22 protein-coding genes are annotated in these 23,478 nt (G+C 64.4%); 7 read left to right on the top strand and 15 right to left on the bottom strand.

Annotation, left to right across the window (positions count from 1 at the left end):
- Nucleotides 1–45: 45 nt before the first annotated feature.
- Both ACK4R0_RS04980 and ACK4R0_RS04985 read right to left on the bottom strand, forming a co-directional pair.
- Nucleotides 46–1,932, bottom strand: coding sequence for a M56 family metallopeptidase (locus ACK4R0_RS04980; RefSeq protein WP_409671152.1), 1,887 nt, complete (start codon nt 1,930–1,932; stop codon nt 46–48).
- Entirely contained in the window at nt 1,929–2,300 is a 372-nt protein-coding gene (locus ACK4R0_RS04985; protein WP_409671155.1) for a BlaI/MecI/CopY family transcriptional regulator, read from the bottom strand. The genes ACK4R0_RS04980 and ACK4R0_RS04985 overlap by 4 nt, the downstream gene beginning before the upstream one ends.
- A gap of 209 nt (nt 2,301–2,509) precedes the next feature.
- Between ACK4R0_RS04985 and ACK4R0_RS04990 the strand changes: the two genes are divergently transcribed.
- Nucleotides 2,510–5,347, top strand: a complete 2,838-nt coding sequence (locus ACK4R0_RS04990; RefSeq protein WP_409671158.1) for a PAS domain S-box protein — start codon at nt 2,510–2,512, stop codon at nt 5,345–5,347.
- 17 nt (nt 5,348–5,364) lie between these two features.
- On the opposite strand, the gene ACK4R0_RS04995 is transcribed toward ACK4R0_RS04990, so the two are convergent.
- The 7 genes from ACK4R0_RS04995 to ACK4R0_RS05025 form a co-directional block, all read right to left on the bottom strand.
- On the bottom strand, nt 5,365–6,495 hold the full coding sequence (locus ACK4R0_RS04995; protein WP_409671161.1) for a cobalamin-independent methionine synthase II family protein: 1,131 nt from the start codon (nt 6,493–6,495) through the stop codon (nt 5,365–5,367).
- A gap of 35 nt (nt 6,496–6,530) precedes the next feature.
- A complete protein-coding gene (locus tag ACK4R0_RS05000; RefSeq protein WP_409671164.1) occupies nt 6,531–7,370 on the bottom strand; it encodes an alpha/beta fold hydrolase in 840 nt (279 codons plus the stop codon).
- Between the two features lie 42 nt (nt 7,371–7,412).
- On the bottom strand, nt 7,413–7,955 hold the full coding sequence (locus ACK4R0_RS05005; protein ID WP_409671167.1) for a VOC family protein: 543 nt from the start codon (nt 7,953–7,955) through the stop codon (nt 7,413–7,415).
- A 33-nt stretch (nt 7,956–7,988) separates the two neighbouring features.
- Nucleotides 7,989–8,591: an NAD(P)H:quinone oxidoreductase gene (wrbA, locus tag ACK4R0_RS05010; RefSeq protein ID WP_409671170.1), complete on the bottom strand. Its 603-nt coding sequence runs from the start codon at nt 8,589–8,591 to the stop codon at nt 7,989–7,991.
- Between the two features lie 24 nt (nt 8,592–8,615).
- Nucleotides 8,616–10,805 (bottom strand): TonB-dependent receptor, encoded by a 2,190-nt coding sequence (locus ACK4R0_RS05015; RefSeq protein WP_409671173.1) that lies wholly within the window; start codon nt 10,803–10,805, stop codon nt 8,616–8,618.
- Between the two features lie 209 nt (nt 10,806–11,014).
- Nucleotides 11,015–11,920: an IclR family transcriptional regulator gene (locus ACK4R0_RS05020; RefSeq protein ID WP_409671176.1), complete on the bottom strand. Its 906-nt coding sequence runs from the start codon at nt 11,918–11,920 to the stop codon at nt 11,015–11,017.
- Nucleotides 11,921–11,922: 2 nt separating this feature from the next.
- Nucleotides 11,923–13,086: a CaiB/BaiF CoA transferase family protein gene (locus ACK4R0_RS05025; RefSeq protein WP_409671179.1), complete on the bottom strand. Its 1,164-nt coding sequence runs from the start codon at nt 13,084–13,086 to the stop codon at nt 11,923–11,925.
- A 120-nt stretch (nt 13,087–13,206) separates the two neighbouring features.
- Here ACK4R0_RS05025 and ACK4R0_RS05030 point away from each other — a divergent pair, with 120 nt between their 5' ends.
- Entirely contained in the window at nt 13,207–14,001 is a 795-nt protein-coding gene (locus ACK4R0_RS05030) for a citryl-CoA lyase (RefSeq protein ID WP_409671182.1), read from the top strand.
- A 39-nt stretch (nt 14,002–14,040) separates the two neighbouring features.
- Here the strand turns inward: ACK4R0_RS05030 and mtgA are convergent, their stop codons facing one another.
- The 3 genes from mtgA to ACK4R0_RS05045 are packed head-to-tail and all read right to left on the bottom strand — an operon-like array spanning nt 14,041 to nt 15,811.
- Nucleotides 14,041–14,730: a monofunctional biosynthetic peptidoglycan transglycosylase gene (gene mtgA / locus ACK4R0_RS05035; protein ID WP_409671185.1), complete on the bottom strand. Its 690-nt coding sequence runs from the start codon at nt 14,728–14,730 to the stop codon at nt 14,041–14,043.
- Nucleotides 14,731–14,740: 10 nt separating this feature from the next.
- On the bottom strand, nt 14,741–15,247 hold the full coding sequence (locus ACK4R0_RS05040) for a DUF192 domain-containing protein (RefSeq protein ID WP_409671188.1): 507 nt from the start codon (nt 15,245–15,247) through the stop codon (nt 14,741–14,743).
- 6 nt (nt 15,248–15,253) lie between these two features.
- Nucleotides 15,254–15,811, bottom strand: a complete 558-nt coding sequence (locus ACK4R0_RS05045) for a regulatory protein RecX (RefSeq protein WP_409671190.1) — start codon at nt 15,809–15,811, stop codon at nt 15,254–15,256.
- Nucleotides 15,812–16,018: 207 nt separating this feature from the next.
- Between ACK4R0_RS05045 and ACK4R0_RS05050 the strand changes: the two genes are divergently transcribed.
- On the top strand, nt 16,019–17,746 hold the full coding sequence (locus tag ACK4R0_RS05050; protein ID WP_409671193.1) for a fatty acyl-AMP ligase: 1,728 nt from the start codon (nt 16,019–16,021) through the stop codon (nt 17,744–17,746).
- Nucleotides 17,747–17,760: 14 nt separating this feature from the next.
- Here ACK4R0_RS05050 and ACK4R0_RS05055 read toward each other — a convergent pair whose 3' ends face one another.
- Entirely contained in the window at nt 17,761–18,051 is a 291-nt protein-coding gene (locus ACK4R0_RS05055) for a type II toxin-antitoxin system RelE/ParE family toxin (RefSeq protein WP_409671196.1), read from the bottom strand.
- The gene (locus tag ACK4R0_RS05060) at nt 18,048–18,305 is read right to left on the bottom strand and encodes a type II toxin-antitoxin system ParD family antitoxin (protein WP_409671200.1); all 258 of its coding nucleotides are present in this window, start codon (nt 18,303–18,305) and stop codon (nt 18,048–18,050) included. Before ACK4R0_RS05060 ends, ACK4R0_RS05055 begins: the two co-directional genes overlap by 4 nt.
- A 216-nt stretch (nt 18,306–18,521) precedes the next feature.
- Here ACK4R0_RS05060 and ACK4R0_RS05065 point away from each other — a divergent pair, with 216 nt between their 5' ends.
- The 4 genes from ACK4R0_RS05065 (at nt 18,522) to ACK4R0_RS05080 (ending at nt 23,070) form a co-directional block, all read left to right on the top strand.
- Entirely contained in the window at nt 18,522–19,730 is a 1,209-nt protein-coding gene (locus tag ACK4R0_RS05065; RefSeq protein WP_409671204.1) for a toxic anion resistance protein, read from the top strand.
- Nucleotides 19,731–19,743: 13 nt separating this feature from the next.
- Nucleotides 19,744–20,466, top strand: a complete 723-nt coding sequence (locus ACK4R0_RS05070; RefSeq protein ID WP_409671207.1) for a hypothetical protein — start codon at nt 19,744–19,746, stop codon at nt 20,464–20,466.
- A gap of 13 nt (nt 20,467–20,479) precedes the next feature.
- On the top strand, nt 20,480–21,088 hold the full coding sequence (locus tag ACK4R0_RS05075) for an OB-fold-containig protein (RefSeq protein ID WP_409671210.1): 609 nt from the start codon (nt 20,480–20,482) through the stop codon (nt 21,086–21,088).
- A 314-nt stretch (nt 21,089–21,402) separates the two neighbouring features.
- Nucleotides 21,403–23,070, top strand: coding sequence for a flotillin family protein (locus ACK4R0_RS05080; RefSeq protein ID WP_409671623.1), 1,668 nt, complete (start codon nt 21,403–21,405; stop codon nt 23,068–23,070).
- On the opposite strand, the gene ACK4R0_RS05085 is transcribed toward ACK4R0_RS05080, so the two are convergent.
- Nucleotides 23,067–23,468, bottom strand: a complete 402-nt coding sequence (locus ACK4R0_RS05085; RefSeq protein WP_409671212.1) for a gamma-glutamylcyclotransferase — start codon at nt 23,466–23,468, stop codon at nt 23,067–23,069. The genes ACK4R0_RS05080 and ACK4R0_RS05085 overlap by 4 nt on opposite strands.
- Between the last annotated feature and the right edge of the window lie 10 nt (nt 23,469–23,478).

Here is a 23,478-nt window from a genome sequence, read left to right on the forward strand (position 1 = left end):
CAAAGCGAAAGGGGCGGCGGACATTTTGGACCGCAAAGGGTGCGGTTACCAGCGGCGTGCGGATGGCTGGCTCGGCGGTGCCGGGGGTGCGGGCGGCGCGGGCAATGCGCCCATTTCCCTGCGTGCCTCGGCCATGTCCTCGCGCAGATCGCGCCGCGCCTCGGCCAGGTCGGCGCGCAGCTCGCGCAAGCCTTCGTCAAGTCCCCGCAGCGCCTCGGCCCGATCGGCTTCGCTCAGCCATTTGTTGCTCCGGATCTCGGCGCGCGCCGTTTCCATGCTGCGGCGGGCCTCGGCCATGCCTTTTTCGATGCTCGCCGCGATCTCCGCTTCATCGGGCATGACCTGGCCGCAGGTGACCACCTTGGTGCGGGTGACGTTGCCATCCTTGGTTTCGGTATGGGTCATGAATGCCGCCGATTTGGGCTTGCCGTCGCAGCTCTTGGTCTGGACGCGCAAGCGGTGTCCCTTGCCCATTTCGATGACGTAGTTTTCTGGATTGCCGGTGCGCACGACGACGCGCTGCGCACGATCCATCGCCTGGGCACGGTTGCGCTCGGCGCGGTCCATTGCAGCGGCCCTGGTTTCGGTCGCCGCTGCCATCCGGTCTGCCCGGGCCATGGCGCGATCACCCTCTGCCATGGCACGGTCGCCCTGCGCCATCGCCAGGTCGCCTTCGGCCATCGCGCGGGACGCTTCGGCCTCTGCGACCCTGCGCTCGATCTCAGCACGACCCGTAGGGCCATCGAGACGCAGCGTGATGTTGTTGTCGCCGCGCCTGACGGTGTAGATATACACGCCATCCTTGATCACCGGGGTGATCGGAGCGTCGGGGGCTTCGGGCACGGTGGGTGTTCCGGGGGCCCGTGGCGCATCGGGGGCAGCAGGTGCCAGCGGCGCTTCGGGAGCCTGCGGGACGTCCGGCTGCTCCACCGGCTGGAACGCGTAGCTGACCGTGGCGGTCATCGCCATCGCAGTGACAATGCCGCTGCCGATCAGGGTGCCGCCCAGCCATTTGCGGGCGCGCGAGGTTTCGGACTGCTTCATGATCTTCAAGCGCTCGACGATCTTGGTCTTGGGGTTGAGCGGGCTGGCAAAGGCAAGCGTGTGGCCGGTCGCTGCCTTGGCGATAGCGCGGGCATATGCGGTGCGCTCGGCAGCCGAACGGCGGCGCAGCACGCGGGCATCGCAGGCGGCTTCCTGGTCGAACCGAAACGCGCGCCACGCCATCCAGGCGACGGGATTGAACCAGTGCAGCGACAGCAGGCCAAGCGCAGCGAAGTTCGCCCAAAGGTCGCCGGCGCGGTGGTGCGAGCGTTCGTGCGCCAGCGCCAGTTCGCGCTCCATCGGGTTGTATGCCCGGGTAAAGCCGATCGGCAGCGCGATGTAGCGCCGCCACAGCCCGAAGGCGAAGGGTCCGGAAATCCCGGCAATCTCGATCACCCGGATGCCATCGATCCGCGAGACCTCGACCGCGTCTTCGAGCAGTTCGCGCCGGTTCTGCAGATAGGCCGACAATTGCGCAATCAGGAAGATCGCAGCGCCGCACAGCCATACCGTCACACCGATCGCGAACCAGTCGGCATCGAGCAGCAAGCCGTTGGCAAAACCAGCTTCGGGCACGGCGTCGAGGGGTGTCGTCATATCGCCGACCGGCATCGCCATCGCAGCCATGCCGGTGGCATCGGGCACCGAAGGCTCGCTCACCGGAACCTCGATCGTCTGGACCACCGGCGGCATGAACAGCCGCGCCAGCGGGATCGCCCAGAGCAGATAGGCGATCTCTGCGCCGAAATGCCGCGCCACCGGGCGCCGCAGAACCAGCACAAGCGCCATCAAGGCAGCGGTGACGGCGAGCGTTTCGACCAGCCACTGACCAGTGACGCCATGCGCAAATTCGGCGAGCCCGTCGCTCGCAAGCCATTCCCCGATCATGACTTCAACTCCCCAATCAGCCGTTCGATCTCTTCGAGATCTTCGGCCGTAAACTTCTGTTGTTCTGCCAGATGCGCGATAAGCGGTGCGGCGCGGCCGCCAAACAGGCGATCGACCAACCGCCGCGATTCATCGCCGACATAGTCTTCACGTGCCAGGATCGGGCTGTAGAGATAGCGGCGACCATCCTGTTCGTACGACACCGCGCCCTTGTTCGCGAGCCGCGACAACAGCGTCTTGACCGTCTGCAAGGTCCAGTCGCGCGCATCGGCCAGCCCGTCGGCGACATCGGCAGCGGTCAGCGGCGAGCGTTGCCACAGCACCTCCATCACCGCATGTTCGGCATCGCTGATACGTTCAGGGGCCATGGAATCGCTGCCTTTCGCTATGATCGACCACGGGTGTAATCGATTCGACCACATATGTAAACGGGAATGTTGTGTGCGGCCGGACAAATCGCTAGACTTTCGCAGCGAAGTGGCTGGCGCGGAACCTTTTGCCCGTTCGTGCTTTGCTGTATCGTCGTATCGCCCAGGCTTTTGAGGCTGGGCGAGGCCAAAGGGGGCAAGACAGAGCAATGGCCTCGCAGGTTTCTGGCCAGACATCAGGCAAAGCATTGGTGCAGGGCGTGGGCGCGTTCGACTTCAGCTCCGATATCATGATCGGGTTGACGCAGGACGGCGTTATCCACGCCTGGAACACCGCCGCCACCTCTGCCCTCGGCTTCGCGCCCGGCGACATCATCGGTCACCCCATCACGCACGTCTTTCCCGAATTGAACGCATTGGCCTTGCGCGATTGCCGTCCGGGATCGAGCGTCGCGGAGGATGGCTGCTGCGACATGGTGGCACACCACGCCAACGGCAAACCCATCACCCTCAACCTGTGCGTGTCGCCGGTGCTTGGCGAGGACAACCACATCCTGGGCTTCTGGATCGTCGCCAAGGATCCGTCGCGCAAGCTGCGCGCCCTCTTCATCCAGCAACCATTGGTGGATTGCGCGCGGCTGGTTGGCGAGCCCTTCCTCGAAAAGTCGGTCGAGGTGCTCGCCGAGGCGCTCAAGGTCCGCTGGGTGGTCATCGGCGAGATCAACCCCGAAATGCCCGATACGGTGCGCACCGTCCGCTTCTGGGCAGACGGGCAGCTGCAGCCGAACATGGATTATCCGCTGGCCGGCACGCCCTGCGCCGAAGTCGCCCAGAACCAAATCTGCTTCATTCGATCGGACGTTGCCGAACAGTTCCCCAAGGACGCAATGCTAAGCGAGATCGGCGCCGCAAGCTATCTTGGCGTGCCGCTGCATTCCAGCACCGGCAGGCTGATCGGGCTGATCTCGGTGCTGCACGATGCGCCGATCGACGAGCAGACCCAGCCGGCATTGATCCTCGAGCTGTTCGCAGGGCGCGCGGCGGCGGAGCTCGAGCGGCTCAAATCCTCCTCCAGCATCGAGCGGCTGGGACGGATCGTCGAGGAGGCGGCCAGCGAGACGTTCCTGTTCGATGCCGATACGCTCAACTTCATCCTGGTCAATCGCGGCGCGCGCGAGAACCTTGGCTATACGATGGAAGAGCTGCGCTCGATCACCCCGGTCGATATCAAGCCGCAGATCGATGACGACCAGTTTCACGCCGTGATCGCGCCGCTTCTCGCCGGAGAGAAAGAGGTCGTCGCATTCGAGACGGTGCACCAGCGCAAGGATGGCAGCACGTACAACGTCGCGGTCCGGCTGCAGCTTTTGGTCGATCAGGAGCAGAAGGTTTTCTATGCGGCGATCGAGGATGTCACCGAGCGCAACGAGGCGCTGAACGAGCTGCGCAGCGTCACCAACCGGCTCGACACCGTGCTGAACAACGCCACCATGGCGGTCTTCCTGATGGATGACCAGCAACGCTGCATCTACCTCAACGATGCCGCAGAACGCCTGACCGGCTATTCCCATGCCGAGATCGAGGGCAGCATCCTGCATGACCTGATCCACCACACCCGGCCCAACGGTGAGCCTTTTCCGTTGCACGAATGCGCGATCGACCGCGCGCTGCCTGAAGACAACCAGATGCAGGGTGAAGAGGTCTTCGTCCACAAGGATGGCAGCTTCTATCCTGTCGCCTATTCCGCAAGCCCGATCCGCAACGAATCGGGCGTAGCCATTGGAACCGTCATCGAAGTCAAGAACATCTCCTCCGAACTCGAGGCGCGAACGGCGCGCGAAAACTTCAACGCCGAGCTGAAGGCGCAGGTCGACAACGCACTGGCCGAACGCGACGCTGCCGAAGCGCAGCTGCGCCACGCCCAGAAGATGGAAGCGGTGGGCAAGCTCACTGGCGGGGTGGCGCACGATTTCAACAACCTGCTGCAGATCATCGGCGGCAGCCTGGAGCTGCTGAGCCGCGATGTTTCAGGCAACGAGCGCGCCCGGCAGCGCGTCGAGCTGGCGCTGACCGGCGTTGCGCGCGGCACCAAGCTGGCACAGCAGCTGCTCGCTTTCAGCCGCAAGCAGCCCCTGGCGCCCAGGCCGGTCAACCTCTCCCGGCTGACGGGCAATCTGGGCGACATGCTCCACCGCGCGCTGGGCGAACATATCGCGCTCAAGACCGTCGCCGAAAGCGGACTGTGGGATTGCTTTGTCGACGAAGGCCAGCTTGAAAACGCCATCCTCAACCTGGCGATCAACGCACGCGATGCGATGCCCGACGGTGGCATGTTCACCATCGAGCTTGCCAATGCGGCGGTGGATGACCTGTTCGCCAGCAGGTATCCCGACGTTGCCGCCGGCGAGTATGTGATGGTGTCGCTCACCGACACCGGCACCGGCATGCCGCCCGAAGTGCGCGAGCGCATCTTCGAGCCGTTCTACACCACCAAAGAGGTCGGCAAGGGAACGGGGCTGGGGCTGAGCATGGTCTATGGGCTGGTCAAGCAGTCGGGCGGGCATGTGACGGTGTACAGCGAACCGGGGGTCGGCACGACCTTCCGCATGTACCTGCCGCGGTCGATTGCGCCTGACACGGTGCAGGCCGAGCAGGTCGCGGACGTCGTTGCGGGCGGAAACGAAACGATCCTGGTGGTCGAGGACGATGACGATGTCCGTGCGACCGTCACCGCTTTGCTCAACGAGCTGGGCTATGCCACGCTGACCGCGCGCCACGCCGCTGCCGGGCTGGCGATCGTCGAGAGCGGCACGAAGATCGACATGCTGTTCAGCGATGTCGTGATGCCAGGCCCCGTGCAGAGCCACGAACTAGCCAAGCGTGCAGCCAAGCTGATCCCCGGCCTGGCGGTGCTGTTCACCTCGGGCTATGCCGAAAAGGGCATCGTCAATGGCGGGACGCTGGAGCCTGGGGTCAGGTTGCTGAGCAAGCCCTACACCCGCGATATGCTGGCGCGCAAAGTGCGCCAGTGCCTCGACGCGCGCTGACGCCTGCGGCCAATCGCCTACCAGTAGCGCGCGCTGGCGATCGCTGCGCCCTGCGCCAGCGCGGCCAGCTTGGCCCAGACGATTTCGGGGTCGAGGCTGTTGCTGCCGGCATGGACCGAAAAGCCGCAGTCCACGCCCGCCATCACCCGCTCGCGCCCGAGCAGATCGGCATAGCGGCCGATGCGTTGCGCGATCAGTTTGGGATGCTCGATATAGGGGCTCTGCGGTTCGACCATGCCGGGACACAGGATCTTGCCGTCTGGTAGCTTGTGTTCCTCGAAAAAGGCGAACTCATGCGCGTGGCGCGGGTTGGCGCCTTCGATCAGCACGGTCTGCGGCTTGGCCGTCCAGACGATATCGGCAATCTCGCCCAGCGCCACGTCGCAATGGTGCGGCCCTGGATAGTTGCCCCAGCACAGGTGCATGCGCAATTGCTCCGCCGGAATGTTCTGCACGGCATGATTGAGCGCGGCGATGTTCATGCCGATGCGCTTGCGGAAGTCCTCGAGGCTGAGGTGCGTGAACTGGACGTGACGCCCCATCGCAAGGTCCGGACAATCGACCTGCAAGGTAATGCCGGCAGCGGCAATCGTCTCGTATTCGTGGCGCAGCCCCTCGGCGAGCGCGAAGACATATTCCTCGTCGCTGGCATAATATTGGTTGGGGAAGAACAAGGCGGTCACCCCCGGCGACGCCGCCGACATGAAGGTGGCGTGGCCATTTGCGAGGCGCTGCAGCCGTTCGGCATCGATCCTGGGGGCTTCCATGTCGATCACGGTGATCGGCGCGGTGCACGCTGGTGCCGACCGCTTGGCGCGCCCGGTGTTGCCGAACACCTGTGCCTTGGCTCCCGGAAAAGCCTCAAGATCGGCGAATTCATACTGCCCCGCCTCGCCGCCGAAGCCGGAGAGCCGGTGCTTGATATAGGTCGCATAGCTGGGCTTGGACTGCTCGCCATCGTTGACGATGCTGACCCCGGCTTCGATCTGCCGCCTGATCACATAAGCTGTGGCATCTTCGACCGCGGCATCGAAGTCCGCTTGCGAAACCTGCTCTCCGCCTTCGCGCGCAAAGACGAGGTCGAGCAGGGCTTCGGGCCGCGGCAGGCTGCCGACATGGGTGGTGAGGAAACGGTCGGGCGCGGGCATTGCGGAAATCTCCATAGCTCGGAAAAAGGGGCGGGTCAGTCGTTCACGGCGTCAGGCACCGGCAGCAAAGGCCGGGCGAAAAACGAGGACACGGTCGTGTTGTATGCAGCCGCATGCGACAGGTTGCACAGATGCCCTGCCCCCCGAACGAACCGCGCGTGACCCAGCGGCGCAGTCCGCGCGATCGCCTGAGTGATCGAACGGCGCCATGCGGTGTCCTCGTCACCGGTTATCGCCAGCAGTGGGACGCTGAGCGAAGCAACGCTCTTGATGCGCGCCGAAGGACCGGCTGGGCCAGCGAGCAGATCGCGGCCGTCATAATCGGCCAGCATCGCCGCGCCGATCTGCGCCGCCTCGCCCGTCAGCCCCGCCATCAGCGCATGATCGGCCCAATGGCGCTTCATCTCGGCGAGCCGCCCGGCGCGCACCATATCGGCATAGTCGCTCAGCGGTATGGTGTCGGATGCGTTGGAATGATCGGGAATGCCGGCCAGCGAAATGCCCTGCAGCACCAGCGAAGCCACGCGTTCGCGATGCGCCTGCGCAAAAGCGATCGCGGTGGCGCCTGCCTGCGACATGCCGACAAGATGGAACCGGACCAGGCCGAGCCGGTCGGCCAGCCGGTCAAGATCTGCGACCTCGCGCGACCGGTCCGCAGGTGCGGTGGATTGCCCGAAGCCGCGCCGATCGATCGCGATCAGCGTGAACCGGCCTGCTAGCGCGCGCGCCTGCAGCGTCCACATCCGCCGATCGAGCGTCCAGCCGTGCAGCAGCACGACCGCAGGCCCGGTGCCGGTCTGTTCGACCGCCAGCAGCCCGTCGCCGACATCGAGCCAGCAGGTTTCGCCGCCCAGTCGCGCGCCAGGCGGGGTCATGGGGTGTGCGCAGCCCAGCGTGCCGACCGGGCCTGGCACCGATCAGGCCGCTTCTGCGCTGCGGAAGGTGTTGTTGTTGCTGTGATCGCCGGCCAGCCAGCGTGCGAGCTCGCTCCGCGCCTTGGCGCGGACATCGGCTTCGATCGCCAGTGCCTCGGGCGCATCGCAGGTGAACTCGATGATCATGCCGTTGGGGTCCTTGACGTAGACCGAGCGGCAATAGCCGTGCTCGAGGATATAGGTCTGCGGCTCGACGATCCCGGCAGCGGCGATGCGCCTTTCGAGTTCGACCTGCGCATCCTGATCGACATGCAGCGCAATGTGATGGAACGGCGATTCGGGGATCGGCGGGCTGAATTCGGCCTGGTCGGCTTCATCGGCGAACTGGAAGAAGGCGAGCGCGCTGCCATCCTTCATCGCGAAGAAGCAGTGGCAATAGGTGCGCTCCTTGCCGAACAGTTCGTCCTTCTCGCAATAGGTTGCGACCAATGGAAAGCCGAGCACATCCTCGTAAAACGCGCGCGTCGCTTCCAGATCGCGGGTGGTGTAGGCGGTGTGGTGCAAACGGTTGACGAGTACGGTCATCGCATCCTCCTTAGGTGTCCTCAAAACCGGCGGTCAGGCGGCCAGCTTGAGCGTGATTTTCGCGACATGCTCGCCCTGGAAGCGCGCGCCTGCAAGCTCGTTTTCGGACGGCATCCGCGATCCGTCGCCGCCCGCGATCGTGCTCGCGCCATAAGGCGTGCCGCCGCTGATCTCGGTCATGATGGTGTTGCCGGCAAAGCTGTAGGGCAGCCCGATGACGATCATGCCGTGGTGCAGCAGCGTGGTGTGGAACGAGGTGATCGTGGTCTCCTGCCCGCCATGCTGGCTGGCGGTGGAGACGAACACGCTGCCCGGCTTGCCGACCAATGCGCCCTTGGCCCACAGCCCGCCGGTCTGGTCGAGGAAGTTGCGCATCTGCGCTGCCATGTTGCCGAACCGGGTGGGCGTGCCGAAGATGATGCCGTCATAGTCGGCCAGTTCCTCGGGGCTGGCGAAGGGCGCGGCCTGGTCGAGCTTCATGTGCGCGGCGGCGGCAACCTCGTCCGACACCAGTTCGGGCACGCGCTTGACCACCGCCTCGCAGCCCTCGACCGCATTGACGCCGTCAGCGACGGCGTTCGCCATCACCTCGGTGTGTCCATAGCCCGAATAATAAAGGATCAAGATGCGTGCCACGTGTTGTTTCCCGTTGTGCGAGGATCAGAACTTGTAGAGCGCTTCGAGCCCGAAGACGCGCGGGCGGCCCTTGAACACGAAGCCGCCGGGCGAGAACTCGGCATTGTAGCGCTCGTTGAACAGGTTGTCGGCAAAGCCGGTCAGCGACCACGCGCCGCCATCCAATGTCAGCCGCGCGTTGACCAGATCGACCGGACGCCGGACGGTCGAGTTGGGCACATCGAACCAGGTCTTGCCGGTGCGGTTGTAATCCACCCGGATGCGGCCCTTGAGATCGCTGTCGCCCAGGTTGCTCTCATACTGGGTGCCCAGGTTGATCGTGTAGCGCGAGATGAACGGCGCTTCGTTGCCGATCACGGTGGCGTCGGGGAACTCCTTGATCTCGCTATAGGTGACGCCGAGGCCGAAGTTGATATCCCAGCCCTGGGTCGGGCGCAGCGTGCCGTCGATCTCGAAGCCCTGCAGCCGGACCTCGGGCACATTGCCCAGGTTCTGCGTCGAGTTGGCGGCGAGAAAGACGAAGAAATAGCCGTTTTCGGACTTGGTGGTGTAGGCGCTGGCATTGAGCGTCAACATCCGGTCGAACAGCGTCGCCTTGACACCAAGCTCGAAGGTGTCGGCGACCTCGGCCTCGTAGATATCCGCCACGCCGACCACGCCGGTGCCCGCCGCCACCGCGCCGACGCCGGTCTGGTTGAAGCCGCCCGAGCGGAAGCCGCGCGCATAGCCGCCATAGATCGTGACGTTCTCGGCCGGCTTGTAGGTCAAAGTCACCTTGGGCTGCCATTCATCGAAGGTCTCGCGGCGGACCTCGCCCGGCGTGCCGGTGGGGAAGCCGGGGACCACGGGGATGAACGCCAGCGGGGTCAATGTGCGGTTGCGCCTGCGGTCCTTGTCATAGCGCAGCGAGGCATCGACGCGGAACGCATCGGAGAACTTGTAGCCCAGGTTCACATAGCCCGCCCAGGCGAAGTTGTTCTGCGAATCGGCGAGGAACGTCGCCTGCGGGTTCAGCGGATTGGTGCTCGGCGTGCGGAACACCGGGAACACGCCATTGCCGGTATCGACCATGTTGCCGGTCGAGATATAGCGGTTGGTATCGATAAAATAGCCGCCCACGGTCCATTCGAACGCCTGGCCGTCGGGCGACTGGATGCGCAGATCCTGGCTGATCGCCTCGACATCGAGGAACTGGCTCTGGTTGAGATCGAAGCCGAGGATCGCGAAGAACAGCGATTCCTGGATCGGCAGGAAGTCGAAGGCATCTCCGGTCAGGATTTCGGTGAGCGTATCGTACGACGTCACCGAAGTGATCTTGCCCCAATCGGCCTCATAGTCGATCTTGGCCGAGACGTTGTAGATGTCGCGGTCGTTCTGACCGGCATTGTTGACCCGCACCGGCAGGCTGGTGTCGTTCACATCGGCGACGATGTTGTAATACAGCGCTTGGGTGCGCAGCAGCGACATCGAGGCGCGCAGATCGACGGTCAGGTTGTCGGTGGGCGTCCACAGCAATTTGCCGCGCAGCGAGATATCCTCGAGCGGATCGGCATCCTCGCCCAGAAAGGTGTTGGGAATATAGCCGTTGGTGTCGCGGTACGATCCCGAAAGACGGAACTTGAGCGTGTCGCTGATCGGGCCTGAAATGCCCGCGCGCAAGGTGTAGCCAAAGCCGTTGTCGATGCCGGCGAACACCCGGCCTTCGAACTGGTCGCTGGGCTGCTTGGTGTTGATGATGATCGCGCCGCCGATCGCATTGCGGCCATAGAGGCCGCCTTGCGGACCTTTGAGGATTTCGATCTGCTCGATATCGAACAGTTCCTGGCTGAACTGCGCAGCGTTGACCTGCTGCACGCCATCGACGACCACCGCGACCGAGGGCTCGGAATTGCGGTTCTGGGTGATGCCGCGGATGATGACGAAGGCGTTGCCCGCGTTCTGCGTCTCGATCAGCTGGACGTTCGAGGTCAGGCCGATGAAATCTGCGGCCTTGTCGATCCCGGCGTTTTCGATCGACTCGGCATTGAACACGGTAATCGCGGCGGGGGTATCCTGAAGGTTGGTGTCGCGGCGCAGCGCGGTGACGACGATCTCGCTGCTGTCTGCTGTGTCCACGGTGCGGGACTGGTCCTGCGCGAAAGCAGGGGTGGCGCATGCCAGCGCCAGTACCGATGCCGAACCTGCAAGTCGCATGCTGTTCCAAATGACGGCCATAACCACCAGCTCCCCCTCATCCTGTGATGTCCCGCTACGTCATTCGCCCAGGCCTTGAGGCCGTGCGTGCGGGTTATGCCAAAGAGGTAAATTGTTCGTATTGCGAAGTCAAGTTCGCTATGCGAAGTTTTGCGCGCAAATGCGCTGTTCGGCACGGCGCAGTTCGCCGCGCTCACGAAACGGTCGGTATCGGCGGGTGCGGGTGAAGATCAGCTGTGCTGAAGCGAGTGCATCAGCGTCGGCCAGCGCTGCAATGCGCTGCCGATCTCGGCCGCGGCCTCGCGCAGCATCGGCAGCCGGGTGCGGACGAGTTCATCCTGCGAAATCCGGGTGGTCGAGGTCGAGCAGTTGATCGAGGCGATCGCGTTGCGGTCGGCGTCGAACACCGGCACCGCAACCGAGACGATGCCGTAATCGAGCTCGTCGAGCGCGGAATCATATCCGGTCTCGCGTGCGCCCTGCAGCCGCTGTTCCAAGGCGTCGGCGCTGGTCACGGTGCGCTCGGTAAAACGCTGCAGCGAGACGTTCGCCATATAGTGCGCGATCACGGGCGCGGGCTGGAATGCGAGCAGCACCTTGCCCAACGACGTCGCGTGCACCGGAAAGCGCGTGCCGACGTTCGCCCCCAGCCGGATCCGCCGGTTGGTCGAGACATGCGCGACATAGAGGATATCGGTGCCCGACAGCACCGCCATCGACGCGCTGTCGCCGGTATCGTCGCGCAGTTTCTGCAGCGGCGGCAGGATCACCTGCTCGACATTCATCGAGGAGAGATAGGCGGTGCCGAAGGACAGGACTTCGGGTCGCAGCAGGAACTTGCGCCCGAACTGCGCGACATAGCCCAGCTGCACCAATGTGTTGAGGCAGCGCCGCGCCACCGCGGGGCTGAGCCCGGTGACCTGTGCCACCTCGCTCAACTGCATCTCGGGGTGCGCTGCATCGAATGCGCGCAACACCTTCAAGCCCCGTTCGAGGGTCGACAGATATTCGCTGTCTTTCTCGGGTTTGGCCTTTTCTGGCTTGGCCTTCTCGGGTTTGGGCGCGTCTTCCATTGCCGCACCGCTACCCTTTGGCGCGGTTGCAGGCAAGGTGATGCTATCGGATGCGAACAGCACGCTCACTCCGCAGCAGCGGATGTATCGGCTAGCCCCAGGATCTCGTCCCCCAGAATTTCATGGTTGTGCTGACCGAGCACCGGAGGCGCGGTGACCCGGGTCGAACGCTCGCCATCGAAGCTGACCGGCGAGCGGATGGTGCGGAAGCGGCCGTGCGGGCCATCGGGGTCTTCGACGCACAGTTCCAGATGCTGCGCCTGGGGCGTTTCGATCACTTCGGGCGCGGAATAGACCGGCGAATGCGGCACTTCGAGCTGCTCGAGCGTGGCGCACCAGTCGGCGCGGCTGCGCGCGGCGAACAAAGGCGCCAGGAACGCAGCAACCGTTTCGTAATTCTCGATCCGCGCATCGCGGCTGGCGAACTCGGGACGTGCGAGCATATCGGGCTGGCCGACCGCGATCGCCAGATTCTCCCAGAACTTGGGCGGCGACGACATATGCAGCGCCAGCCAGTCGCCGCCTGCGCACTGGAAGACATAGGATTGCGAGACATTGGGCCGGCTGTACGGCCCCATCACCTGGTCGTCGGAAAAATAGTGCGTGAAATCGTCGAGGTTGAAATGCGCCATCGCCTCGAACATCGAGACCTCGACCAGGCGGCCCTTGCCGGTGGTTTCGCGCTCGTGCAGCGCGGCGAGCACACCATAAGCACCGTAAAAGCCGGTAATCGCATCGGCCAGCGCAGGGCCGACGACGCGCGGGTTTTCCGGATTGACCAGCAGCCGCAGAAAGCCGCTTGCCGCCTGCGCCACGGTATCGAAGGCAGGCCGGTCGCGATCGGGCCCGGTCGCGCCGAAGCCCGAGATCGACAGATAGATCAGCCGCGGGTTGATGCTGCGCAACCGCTCGGGGTCGACGTTGAGCTTGTCGGCGACCCCGGGACGGAAATTCTGGATGAAGACATCGGCCTTGGCGACCAGCCGGTCGAACGCCTCGAGGTCCGCACCGCCACGCGTATCGATCGCGATCGAGCGCTTGTTGCGGTTGTAGGTCTGGAAGTGGGGGCTGTAGAGACCGCCGCGGAACGCACGGAACGGATCACCGCCATCGGGCCGCTCGACCTTGATGACATCGGCGCCCATATCGGCCAGCATCATGCCCGCAGCAGGACCGGTGATGAACGTGCCCATTTCCAGCACGGTGACATTGGCAAGCGGCTTGGCCATATTGACATCTCCTAGAGGCGCAATCATAGAAACTTCGATATACGAAATCAACTTCGTAAATCGAATAATGGGCGCTGCGGCTGCTTCAGGTTCCGCGCCAGACAAACAAGGACCATTTTCATGCGCATCGGCAAGCAGGACGCTCCCCTCACTTCGATCTGCACATCGGATGCCAGCAGCATCACCGTACGCGGGCGCGACCTGTGCGGCGACGTCATCGGAAAGATGGACTTCACCAGCTATTTCTGGCTGCTCGTTACCGGCGAAGAGCCAACCGAGGTGCAGAAGCTGTTCGCCAACGCCGTGCTCGCCGCGATCGCCGAACACGGCCTCGTCCCCAGTGTCGTGGCCGCGCGGATGACCTACGCTGCGGCGCCCGAAGCGTTTCACGGCGCGGTGGCCGCAGGTCTGCTCGGCTGCGGATCGGTCGTGCTGGGCAGCGCCGAGGTCGCCGGGCGCTTCTATGCCGATCTGGTCGCCAAGACGCGCGAAAGCCGCAAGGACATGGCCGAGATCGCATCGGATGGTGTGCGCACGCTGCGGGCGACAAAGCAGCCGATCCCCGGCTTTGGCCACCCGCAGCATTCCGGCGGCGATCCGCGCGCGCTGCTGCTGCTGGAGATGGCAGGAGAGCACGGCATCGTCGGCGAGCATATCGAGATGCTCTATGCGCTGCGCGACTGCCTGCCAGAGACGCTGGGCCGCGCGCTGCCGATCAACGTCAACGGCGCGATCCCTGCGGTGATGCTCGATGTCGGCTTTCCGGTCGGCGCACTGAAGGGCATCTCGCTGCTGGCACGCACCGCCAGCCTGATCGGCCATCTGCACGAAGAGATCGAACGGCCGATCGGCTTCATCATGTCGGGCGCTGCCGCCGCGGCGATCGACTATGATGGTCCCGCACCAGCCACCTGACCGGGCAGCGCCTGACCGACCAGAACCTGACCGACGGCCCTAGCGCGTGCAGGCGTCCAGCCCGTCGCGCTGGACGATGCCGATGCGTCGCGCGATCGAGTTGGCATAGCGGCGGGTAAATCCGCTGGGGTTCTTGACCGAGCGCTTCTTGGGCAAGGGCAAGGCTGCCGCCATCCGCGCCGCCTGGTCGCGGGTCAGCGAACCAGCCCCCTTGCCGAAATAGCGCTGCGCCCCTGCCTTGACGCCATAAGTGCCGATGCCGGTTTCGGCGACGTTGAGATACACCTCCATGATCCGGCGCTTGCCCCAGATCGTCTCGATCAGCAGCGTGAACCACGCCTCCAGACCTTTCCGGAAAAAGCCGCCATTCTGCCAGAGGAACACGTTCTTGGCGGTCTGCTGGCTGATCGTCGATCCGCCGCGGATGCGGCCACCTTGCGCGTTGCGCCGCACAGCATCCTCGATTGCCTCGCGGTCGAAGCCGTTGTGGGTGCAGAACTTGCCATCTTCGGCAGCGATCGCGGCGGCGACCATGTTGCGGTTGATGCCATCGAGCGACGTCCAGTCACGCGTCGCGCCGTTCGGGTCGGTGAGCATGGTGATCGTGGTCGGCGGCGGCACGAAGCGGTAGATCACCACCATCACCAGCGACAACGCCACGAAGCCGAAGATCAGCTTGAACACCAATGCGATCAGCCGGGCTAGTATCCCGCGTTTGCGTGCGGCCATAATGCTGCGCTCAGTCCTTTTGGCGCCACGTGACGATGTCGCCCGGCTCGATCCCAAGCTCCGCCGCACGGCCGCCGGCCAGCTCGAGCACTGCTGCCACCGGCTCGTTTGAACTCACCGGATTGAGCGAATAGGGCACGGTGTTGGCCGCGATGCTCTCGATGCTGCCGTCCTTGCGCACGAAGATGATGTCGAGCGGGATCACCGTGTTCTTCATCCAGAAGCTGGCAGGCTTGAGGCTGGGGAACGGGAAGATCATCCCCGCATCGGGCGCGAGCGCGGTGCGGAACATCAGACCTTGCGCCTGTTCCTGCGATGTGCGCGCGACCTCGACGGTGAAGTCGTGGCGCTTGCCCTTGCTCTGGATGGTCAGCGGAGCCAGCTGCAGCCCTGCAGGCGACAGCGCTCCGGCATCAGCGGCGGGCCGCTGCGCGATCGCATCGCTGGGCGCGGTGGCGTTGCACGCGACCAGCGCGAGCGTCGCAAACGTGGTGAGGCACCATTTCATGACCATCATTGTCTCCTAGAAATCCTCTTCCAGCCCCGCAATCTGATCCATGCTATCGGCGAAAACGAGTGCGCGAGCGAGTGCAAAATCATGGCCTGCGCGGATAAACGCCTGCAACTGCTTGCGGCGCTTGTCCGGGTCGGCGGGCTGATCGGCGAAAGCACCGATGCGCTTGCGCCTGGCAAACGCCATGGCCGAGCTTACCGCTTGGTCCTTGCCGGCAGCGCGCATCTCGCCGCGATCGGGTTCCTTGACTCCGGCAGCGGTCAGCGCCTGCTCGACCCGCCGCGCGCCATAGCCCCGGCGCAGCAGCGCGCCGCCCTTCATCGCGGCATAAGCGGCATCGTCGACATAGCCCAGTTCGGCGCACCGGTCGGCCAGCGCCACCAGGTCGGGCGGGGCATCGCCCTCCCAGCCGCGCTCGCGCAGCTTACGCTCAAGATACTGCACCAGTTTCGCCCGGGTCGAGGCAAAGCGCCCCAGATAATACAGCGCAAGATCCCGCAGGCTCGTCTCGTTGAGCGGCTTGGGCGGGCGGCGTTCGGCCCTGCTAGAGCGCGATTTTGGAAACATGCGCCTTTTTTGTGCCACAGTCGGGCCGAAATTAGAACGCCTGTCGTCGGCTAGAGAGCAGGTTAGACCATTTTCGGGGTGTTTTTATGCAGCAAGATTGTTCATCCCCGAGCCATTGAACAATGGGCAGACCGCTACGGTCCGCCCGACATGCGTGAGAGGCCGGACAACAGGCACCGCGCACAGGAAAGCAACGGGTTGATACGCATGACTGATTTGCAGCCGACACCAACCGCCGATACGCTGGCGCGACGCTTCGCCGATTTCGCGACATTGGGCGAGGCGCTCGATTATGCCGCAGGCGGCGTGCGGGGTTTCAATTTCCACGATCCGCGCGGCACTTTGGTGCGGCCCTATCCGTTCAGCGAACTGCGCCATGACGCGCTGGGCCATGCGCGGCGGCTGATCGCGCGTGGCGTGGCGCCCGGCGACCGCATCGCCATCGTCGCCGAGACCAGCGCGGATTTCGCTGCCCTGTTCTTCGGCGCGGTCTATGCCGGAGCCTGGCCGGTTCCGCTGCCGTTGCCCACCAGCTTTGGCGGCAAGGAAAGCTATGTCGAGCAGCTCGGCGTGCAGTTGCGCTCGAGCGACCCGAAATTCCTGTTCTACCCGGCCGAGCTTGCCGAGATGGGCGGCGAGGCAGCCCAGCGCTGCGGCGTCGAAGGCGTCGATTGGGAAAGCTTTGCCCAGGACCCCGATGCCGATGTCGCGCTGCCCCAAGCCAGCACCGACGACATCTGCTATCTGCAATATTCCAGCGGATCGACCCGCTTTCCCCACGGCGTCGCCATCACCCATGCCGCGCTGCTGAGCAACCTTGCCGCGCACGCGCACGGCATGCACATCGCGCAAAGCGACCGCTGCATCTCGTGGCTGCCCTGGTATCACGACATGGGCCTGGTCGGATGCATGCTCTCGATGGTCGCCAACCAGGTTTCGACCGATTATCTCAAGACCGAGGATTTCGCGCGGCGGCCCCTCGCCTGGCTCGACATCATCAGCCGCAACCCCGGCACCTCGTGCAGCTATTCGCCGACCTTCGGCTATGACATCTGCGCGCGCCGGATCGGCAGCCAGTCCAAGGTCGCCGAACGCTTCGACCTGTCGCGCTGGCGGCTGGCGGGCAACGGCGCCGACATGATCCGCCCCGATGTGATGCAGAGCTTCGTCAACGCCTTTGCCGATGCAGGCTTCAAGGCGAATGCGTTCATGCCCAGCTATGGCCTGGCAGAAGCCACGCTGGCGGTGACGTTGATGCCGCCGGGCGAGGGCATCATCGTCGATCTTGTCGAGGAACAGCGGCTTTCGGGTGCGCCGGTCGATGTCAGCAAGCCGCGTCGTTATCGCTCGATCGTCAACTGCGGCAAGGCCTGCCGGGGCATGAGCCTGGAAATCCGCGATCCCGATGGCCGCGTGCTCGCCGACCGCGAGATCGGCAAGGTCTGGACCAGCGGTCCGTCGATCATGGACAGCTATTTCCGCGATCCCGAAGCGACCGCCGCCTGCCTGATCGATGGCTGGCTGGATACCGGCGACATGGGCTATATGGTCGATGGCTATCTGTACATCGTCGGCCGCGCCAAGGACATGATCATCATCAACGGCAAGAACCACTGGCCGCAGGATATCGAATGGGCGGTGGAACAGCTGCCCGGCTTCAAGTCCGGCGATATCGCCGCGTTCTCGATCACCACGCCTGCAGGGGAAGAAGCGCCCGCCGTGCTGGTCCAGTGCCGCACCACCGACGAGGGCGAGCGCCGCCGCCTGCGCGACGAGATCCGCGAAAAGGTGCGCTCGATCACCGGAATGAACTGCGTCATCGAACTGGTGCCGCCGCGCACGCTGCCGCGCACCTCATCGGGCAAACTGAGCCGCGCCAAGGCGCGCAACCTGTATCTGTCAGGCGAAATCCAGCCGTACGAGCTGGCGGCCTGAGGGCGGGGCCACGTTCAGGACAAAATGTTCTCGTCGTCCATGGCCCCGTGGAGAATGTGGATGACGGTGATCGTCTGCTTTTCGATGCGATAGAATATTCGGTAATTCCCATGCACGCATTGCCGGATGCCATGGCGCGCATAGCGCGACACCAGCGGGAAGCGTTTGGGGAACGCTGCCAGGGAGTGGCAGCGAGCCCGCAGTTCAGCGAGAAACGAGACGGCACGCGCTGGATTGTCCGCCGCGATGTAATGCGCAATGTCGTCCAGGTCCCGCTCGGCCTCTGCGGTAAACTGGATGATCATTCAGCGTCGTTCGCTTGTGCCTGATATTTGCGTTCGAGCCGATCAAACACATCGTCGATCGGCCTGACATTCTGCGCGGCTGCATCAGCCACTCCCCGCTCGATCGATGCATCCAGCGCGGCCAGGCGGGTCTCGCGATCCTGAACCAGCCTTATGCCTTCGCGCAGAACCTCGCTCTTTGAGTTGTAGCGACCGCTCTCGACCAGCTTTGCGACATAATTTTCAAGCGCTTGCCCCAATTCTGCACTGATCATCTGTTGGGCTCCCAATCGTTCGGAGCCGGATTATCAATTATTATCAAAGCTTGTGCAAGCAGCGCCAGTCGGGGCAAGGATTCCGATGGAGATGCCCCCACGGCCCTTGCGCCCGCGAACTGTGTTGATATATTAACACAGTCAGGCTAATTCGCTTGCCTGAATTGCGGTTTCACCTCATTTTGAGGGAAGCAGGCACCAATGGGAGCGCAGGTAATGGCGACGCAGACGGCAGTGGCCGAAAAGAAACTGACGCTGGAGGCGCCCGAGCCGGTGCCTGTCGTCACGGCCGCAGAGGCCACCGGACTGGTTCCGGTGTCCGACGACGTGAAATCCAAGCTCGACGAGAAGGTCGAGGGCTTCATCGCCGATCTGGTGGCGCAGGACGTCAACTCGCCCGAATTCGGCAAGCGCGTCGACCAGATCACCAACATGGGCCGCAAGGAAATCACCGACGCGGCGGGCCAGTCCAACCGCTTCCTCGATCGCCCGGTCAAGGCGATGGACTCCGACAATTCGGTCGGTGCCAATCTCGCGCAGCTGCGCCGCACGGTCGAGGACCTCGATCCCGGCAAGAAGGGCGACCTGTTCACCCGCAAGAAGATCTTCGGCATCATCCCGTTCGGCAACAAGATGCGCGACTATTTTGACAGCTACAAAAGCTCGCAGGGCCACATCCAGTCGATCCTTGGCAGTCTGCAGAGCGGCAAGGACGAGCTGCTGATGGACAATGCCGCGATCGACGTCGAGCGGCAGAATCTGTGGGCGGCGATGGGCAAGCTCGAGCAGATGATCCACGTTTCCAAGGCGCTCGATGCGCGGCTGGAAGAAAAAGCCGCCGAGCTCGAGATGACCGACCCGGCCAAGGCCAAGGCGATCAAGGAAACCGCGCTGTTCTACGTGCGCCAGCGCACGCAGGACCTGCTCACCCAGATGGCGGTGACGGTACAGGGCTATCTCGCGCTCGATCTGGTCAAGAAGAACAACGTCGAACTGGTCAAGGGCGTCGACCGCGCCAGCACCACCACGGTCGCGGCACTGCGCACTGCGGTCACCGTCGCGCAGGCTTTGGTCGGCCAGAAGCTGGTGCTCGACCAGATCACCGCGCTCAACACCACCACCGCCAACATCATCGATTCGACCGGAACGATGCTGAAAGAGCAGACTGCCAAGATTCACGAGCAGGCGGCATCGGCGACGATCCCCGTCGAAACGCTGCAGCGCGCGTTCCAGAACATCTACGACACGATGGACAACATCGACACGTTCAAGGTCAAGGCGCTCGATAGCATGAAGACCACGGTCGACACATTGAGCAAGGAAGTCGAGAAATCGAAGGGTTATATCGCGCGCGCCGAAGGGGCGGCACAGGCCAGCAGCGGCGCATCGTCGGGTCCTTCACTGCTCAGCGCGCTGGAGGCGTGAGGCAGCGGTCCGCATGAGCAAATCCCTGACCAGCCAGTCCGACCAGATCCTCGCCGATGCCGCTGCGGTCAAGCGCCGCGTCCAGTCGGGCCCCTCCATCGGCAGCAAATCGCGCGCGCTCAAGCGCCAGCATCTGTGGAAGAAGATCGCGGCGATCGCGATCAGCATCGGCGTCATCCTCGTGACTGCGGGCGTGATCGGCGCGATCATCGATGGCATCGGCTTTTATGGCGTGCTGCTGACGGTGCTCGCTGCCGTGGTCGCCACCGTGGTGCTGGGCAGCGGCATGAAGCTGAAGGTGCCGACGCCCGAGAAACTGGCCAAGGAACCGCTCAAGGTGCTCGCAGGCAAGACCGAGATCTGGCTCGAAAGCCAGCGCCCCGCGCTGCCAGCGCCCGCCATCAACCTGATCGACAATATCGGCGTCCAGCTCGACATGCTCGCGCCGCAGCTGCAGACGCTCGAGGAAAACAGCGAGCCCGCGCGCGAAATCCGCAAACTCGTCGGCGAACACCTGCCCGAGCTGATCACCGGCTATCGCAAGATCCCGGCAAGCATGCGCAAGGAAAAGCGCGGCGAGCGCAGCCCCGAGGAGCAATTGCTGCACGGTCTGGGCGTCATCGAACGCGAGATCGCAGGCGCGACCCGGACAATCGCCGAGGGCGATGCCGACAAGCTCGCCATTCGCGGACGTTTCCTCGAGCTGAAATATGATGGTGTCGCAGACGCGCAGTAGCTAGTCTGCCGCCATGCTCGATTTTTTCCTCGCCATCCAGAACACTCCCTTTGCCGCCGCGATCGTGCTGATGCTGCTGATCGGCGGCCTCCAGGCGGCAGGGCTCGGCGATCTCGATGCCGATAGCAACCTGGGCGATGCGGCGGGCGATGGCCTGCTCGCGCTGCTCGGGCTGGGCCGGTTGCCGCTGCTGCTGTGGCTCGCGCTGTTGCTGATGGTCTTCGGGGTGATCGGCTATGCGGGGCAGCAATTCTGGCAATCGCTGACCGGAAGCCTGGCAAGCGCCTGGCTCGCCGGGCCGGTCGCCTTTGCCGCCGCGCTGCCGATCACCAGCGCAGGCTCGCGTCTGCTCGCCCGCGTGATGCCGCAAGACGAGACCACCGCCGTCGCCGTCGATTCGCTGGTCGGCCGCTTCGCCACCATCCAGACCGGCACCGCCCGCCCCGGCTCGCCTGCCAGAGCCCGCGTCACCGACATCCACGGTCACCCGCATTTCGTGATGGTCGAACCGGATAACGCAGACCAGACGCTGCACGAGGGTGAGGAGATACTGCTCGTCCGCCGCGAGGGCGAGACGTTCCGGGCGGTGAGCCGAGGCGGGCATTTCCTGCCGGGATTGTGAGGGCTGGCCAGCGGCAATCATGACCACATCCGCTCACCCTGAGCCTGTCGAAGGGCTCGCGCGGACGGCAGCCGGATAGCGTGGCCTTCGACAAGCTCAGGCTGAGCGGGTGTTGTAGACCCAGTGCGCTTTGCCCGAATCCGCGACAGTCCAGTCTGCAACAGCAATTTGCGAAGCCCGCCTCAAATGAGCTGTGATTCTCCTCGCAACACCCCCGTTGACCGGTTAGCCTGACCATCACCTTTGGCGATTCCCCGCCCCCAACAGGAGCCCCCATGACCGACGCCATCCCCAGCGGCATCATCACCATCGCCATGATCGTCGGCGTCGTGTTCGCCTTCCTGATCATCTTCGGCCTCATCATCACCCGGCTGTATCGCCGTGCGACCAAGGAGATTGCGTTTGTCCGCACCGGCTTTGGCGGCGAGAAGGTGGTGATGAATGGCGGGGCGATCGTGTTTCCGGTGCTGCACGAGACGATGCCGGTCAACATGAACACGGTGCGGCTCGCGGTCGAGCGCAAGAACACCGATGCGCTGATCACGCTCGACCGGTTGCGGATCGATGTGAAGGCGGAGTTCTATGTGCGCGTGCGGCCCGATGCGGGCGCGCTTGCGATGGCGGCGCAGACGCTGGGCCTGCGCACGATGCAGCCAGAGGCGCTGAAAGATCTGGTCGAGGGCAAGTTCGTCGATGCATTGCGCTCGGTCGCTGCGGGCATGACGATGAACCAGCTGCACGAGCAGCGCGCCGACTTCGTCCAGAAGGTGCAGCAGGTCTCGTCGGCCGATCTGGCGATGAACGGGCTCGAGCTCGAATCGGTCTCGCTGACCGGGCTGGACCAGACCAGCATCGAGCATTTTAACGCCAACAACGCCTTCGACGCCGAGGGCCTGACCAAGCTGACCGAGCAGATCGAATTGCGCAAGAAGGCGCGCAACGACATCGAGCAGGACACAAGGGTGCAGATCGAGACCAAGAACCTCGAGGCCGACAAGCGATCGTTCGAGATCTCCCGCGACAACGAGTTCGCCCGGCTCGAGCAGGAGCGGGTGATCGAGATGCGCCGTGCCGAGCAGGCGGCAGAGGTGGCGCGCGAGCAGGCACTGCGCAGCCAGGAAGCCGAAGGCGCGCGGATCGAGGCGAAGAAGCTGGTCGACAGCCAGCAGATCGAGGCCGACCGCGCGGTGCAGCAGGCGCGGATCGCGCAGCAGCAGGCGATCGAGATCGCCCGGCAGGAACAGCAGATCGCGATCCAGAACAAGAGCCGCGAGGAAAGCCAGGCCAAGGCCGAGGCCGACGAGGCGCGCGCCACTGCGGTCGCCGCCGAGGAACAGGTCACAACCGCGCGCGAGACCGAGATTGCCGACCGCTCCAAGCGGATCGAACTGATCGAGGCGGCCAAGCAGGCCGAACGCGACGCGATCGGGGTCAAGGTCGAGGCGCAGGCCGAGCGCGAAGCCGCCGCCAACCGCGCCGAGGCGATGCGCCTCTCCGCCGAGGGCGAGGCCGAGGCCGAAAAGCTGCGCGCCGAAGCCGCGCGCGTTCGCTTCGAGGTCGAGGCGGCGGGCCAGCGCGCGGTCAACGAGGCGGCGAACCTGCTCTCGTCCGACCAGATCTCGCTGCAGACCAAGCTCGCGCTGCTCAAGGTGCTGCCCGAAGTGATCCGCGAGGCAAGCAAGCCGCTGGAGGCGATCGACTCGATCAAGATCGTCAAGGTCGATGGCCTTGGGCAATCGAGCGGGTCCAACGGATATGGCGGCAATGGTGGTGGCAATGGCGGCGGAAGCAGCGGCAACCTTGCCAGCGATGCGGTGTCGGCGGCGCTGAGCTATCGCGCGCAGGCGCCGATCATCGACGGGCTGATGAAGGAACTGGGCCTCAACGGAAGCTCGCTCGACGGGCTGGTGGCCGGCGCGACGCAGACCGAAGCGGCCACGCCTGCCAACGATAGCCCGCCGCCTGACGACACGGCTGCCTAGCCCGCCAGCCAGTCGCCCGAGCCGATCCGCTCGAGCCCATCTGCGGCCAGGTTCCAGACATAGACCGATGCGGTCACCGGCCCGCGCGGGGTGATCACATGCGCGGTCTCGCGGCGATAGTCGTGCGGCGGCGGGTCATCGGGCGCGCAACCCTCGAACGCATCGAGCCAGCGCAGGCTGGCTGCGGCGTCATGCAGCCGCAGCAGATCGCCGGTCACGCTGTCGCTGCCCTCGAGCACCAGCGCCGGATACCAGCTCACCCGGTAAAGCGTGCCGATCAGACGCGCGGTGCCCAGCCAGTCGCTCTCGCGCGCCAGCCGTGCGGCGTTGGCGTGGTCGCTGCCCCGGCGCAGCGTGCCATAGACGAAAAGCAGATCGGGGGCTTGGCGGGCGGGCATCGCCTTGCCT

This window comes from Blastomonas sp. (assembly GCF_046294995.1).
GTDB lineage: Bacteria > Pseudomonadota > Alphaproteobacteria > Sphingomonadales > Sphingomonadaceae > Blastomonas.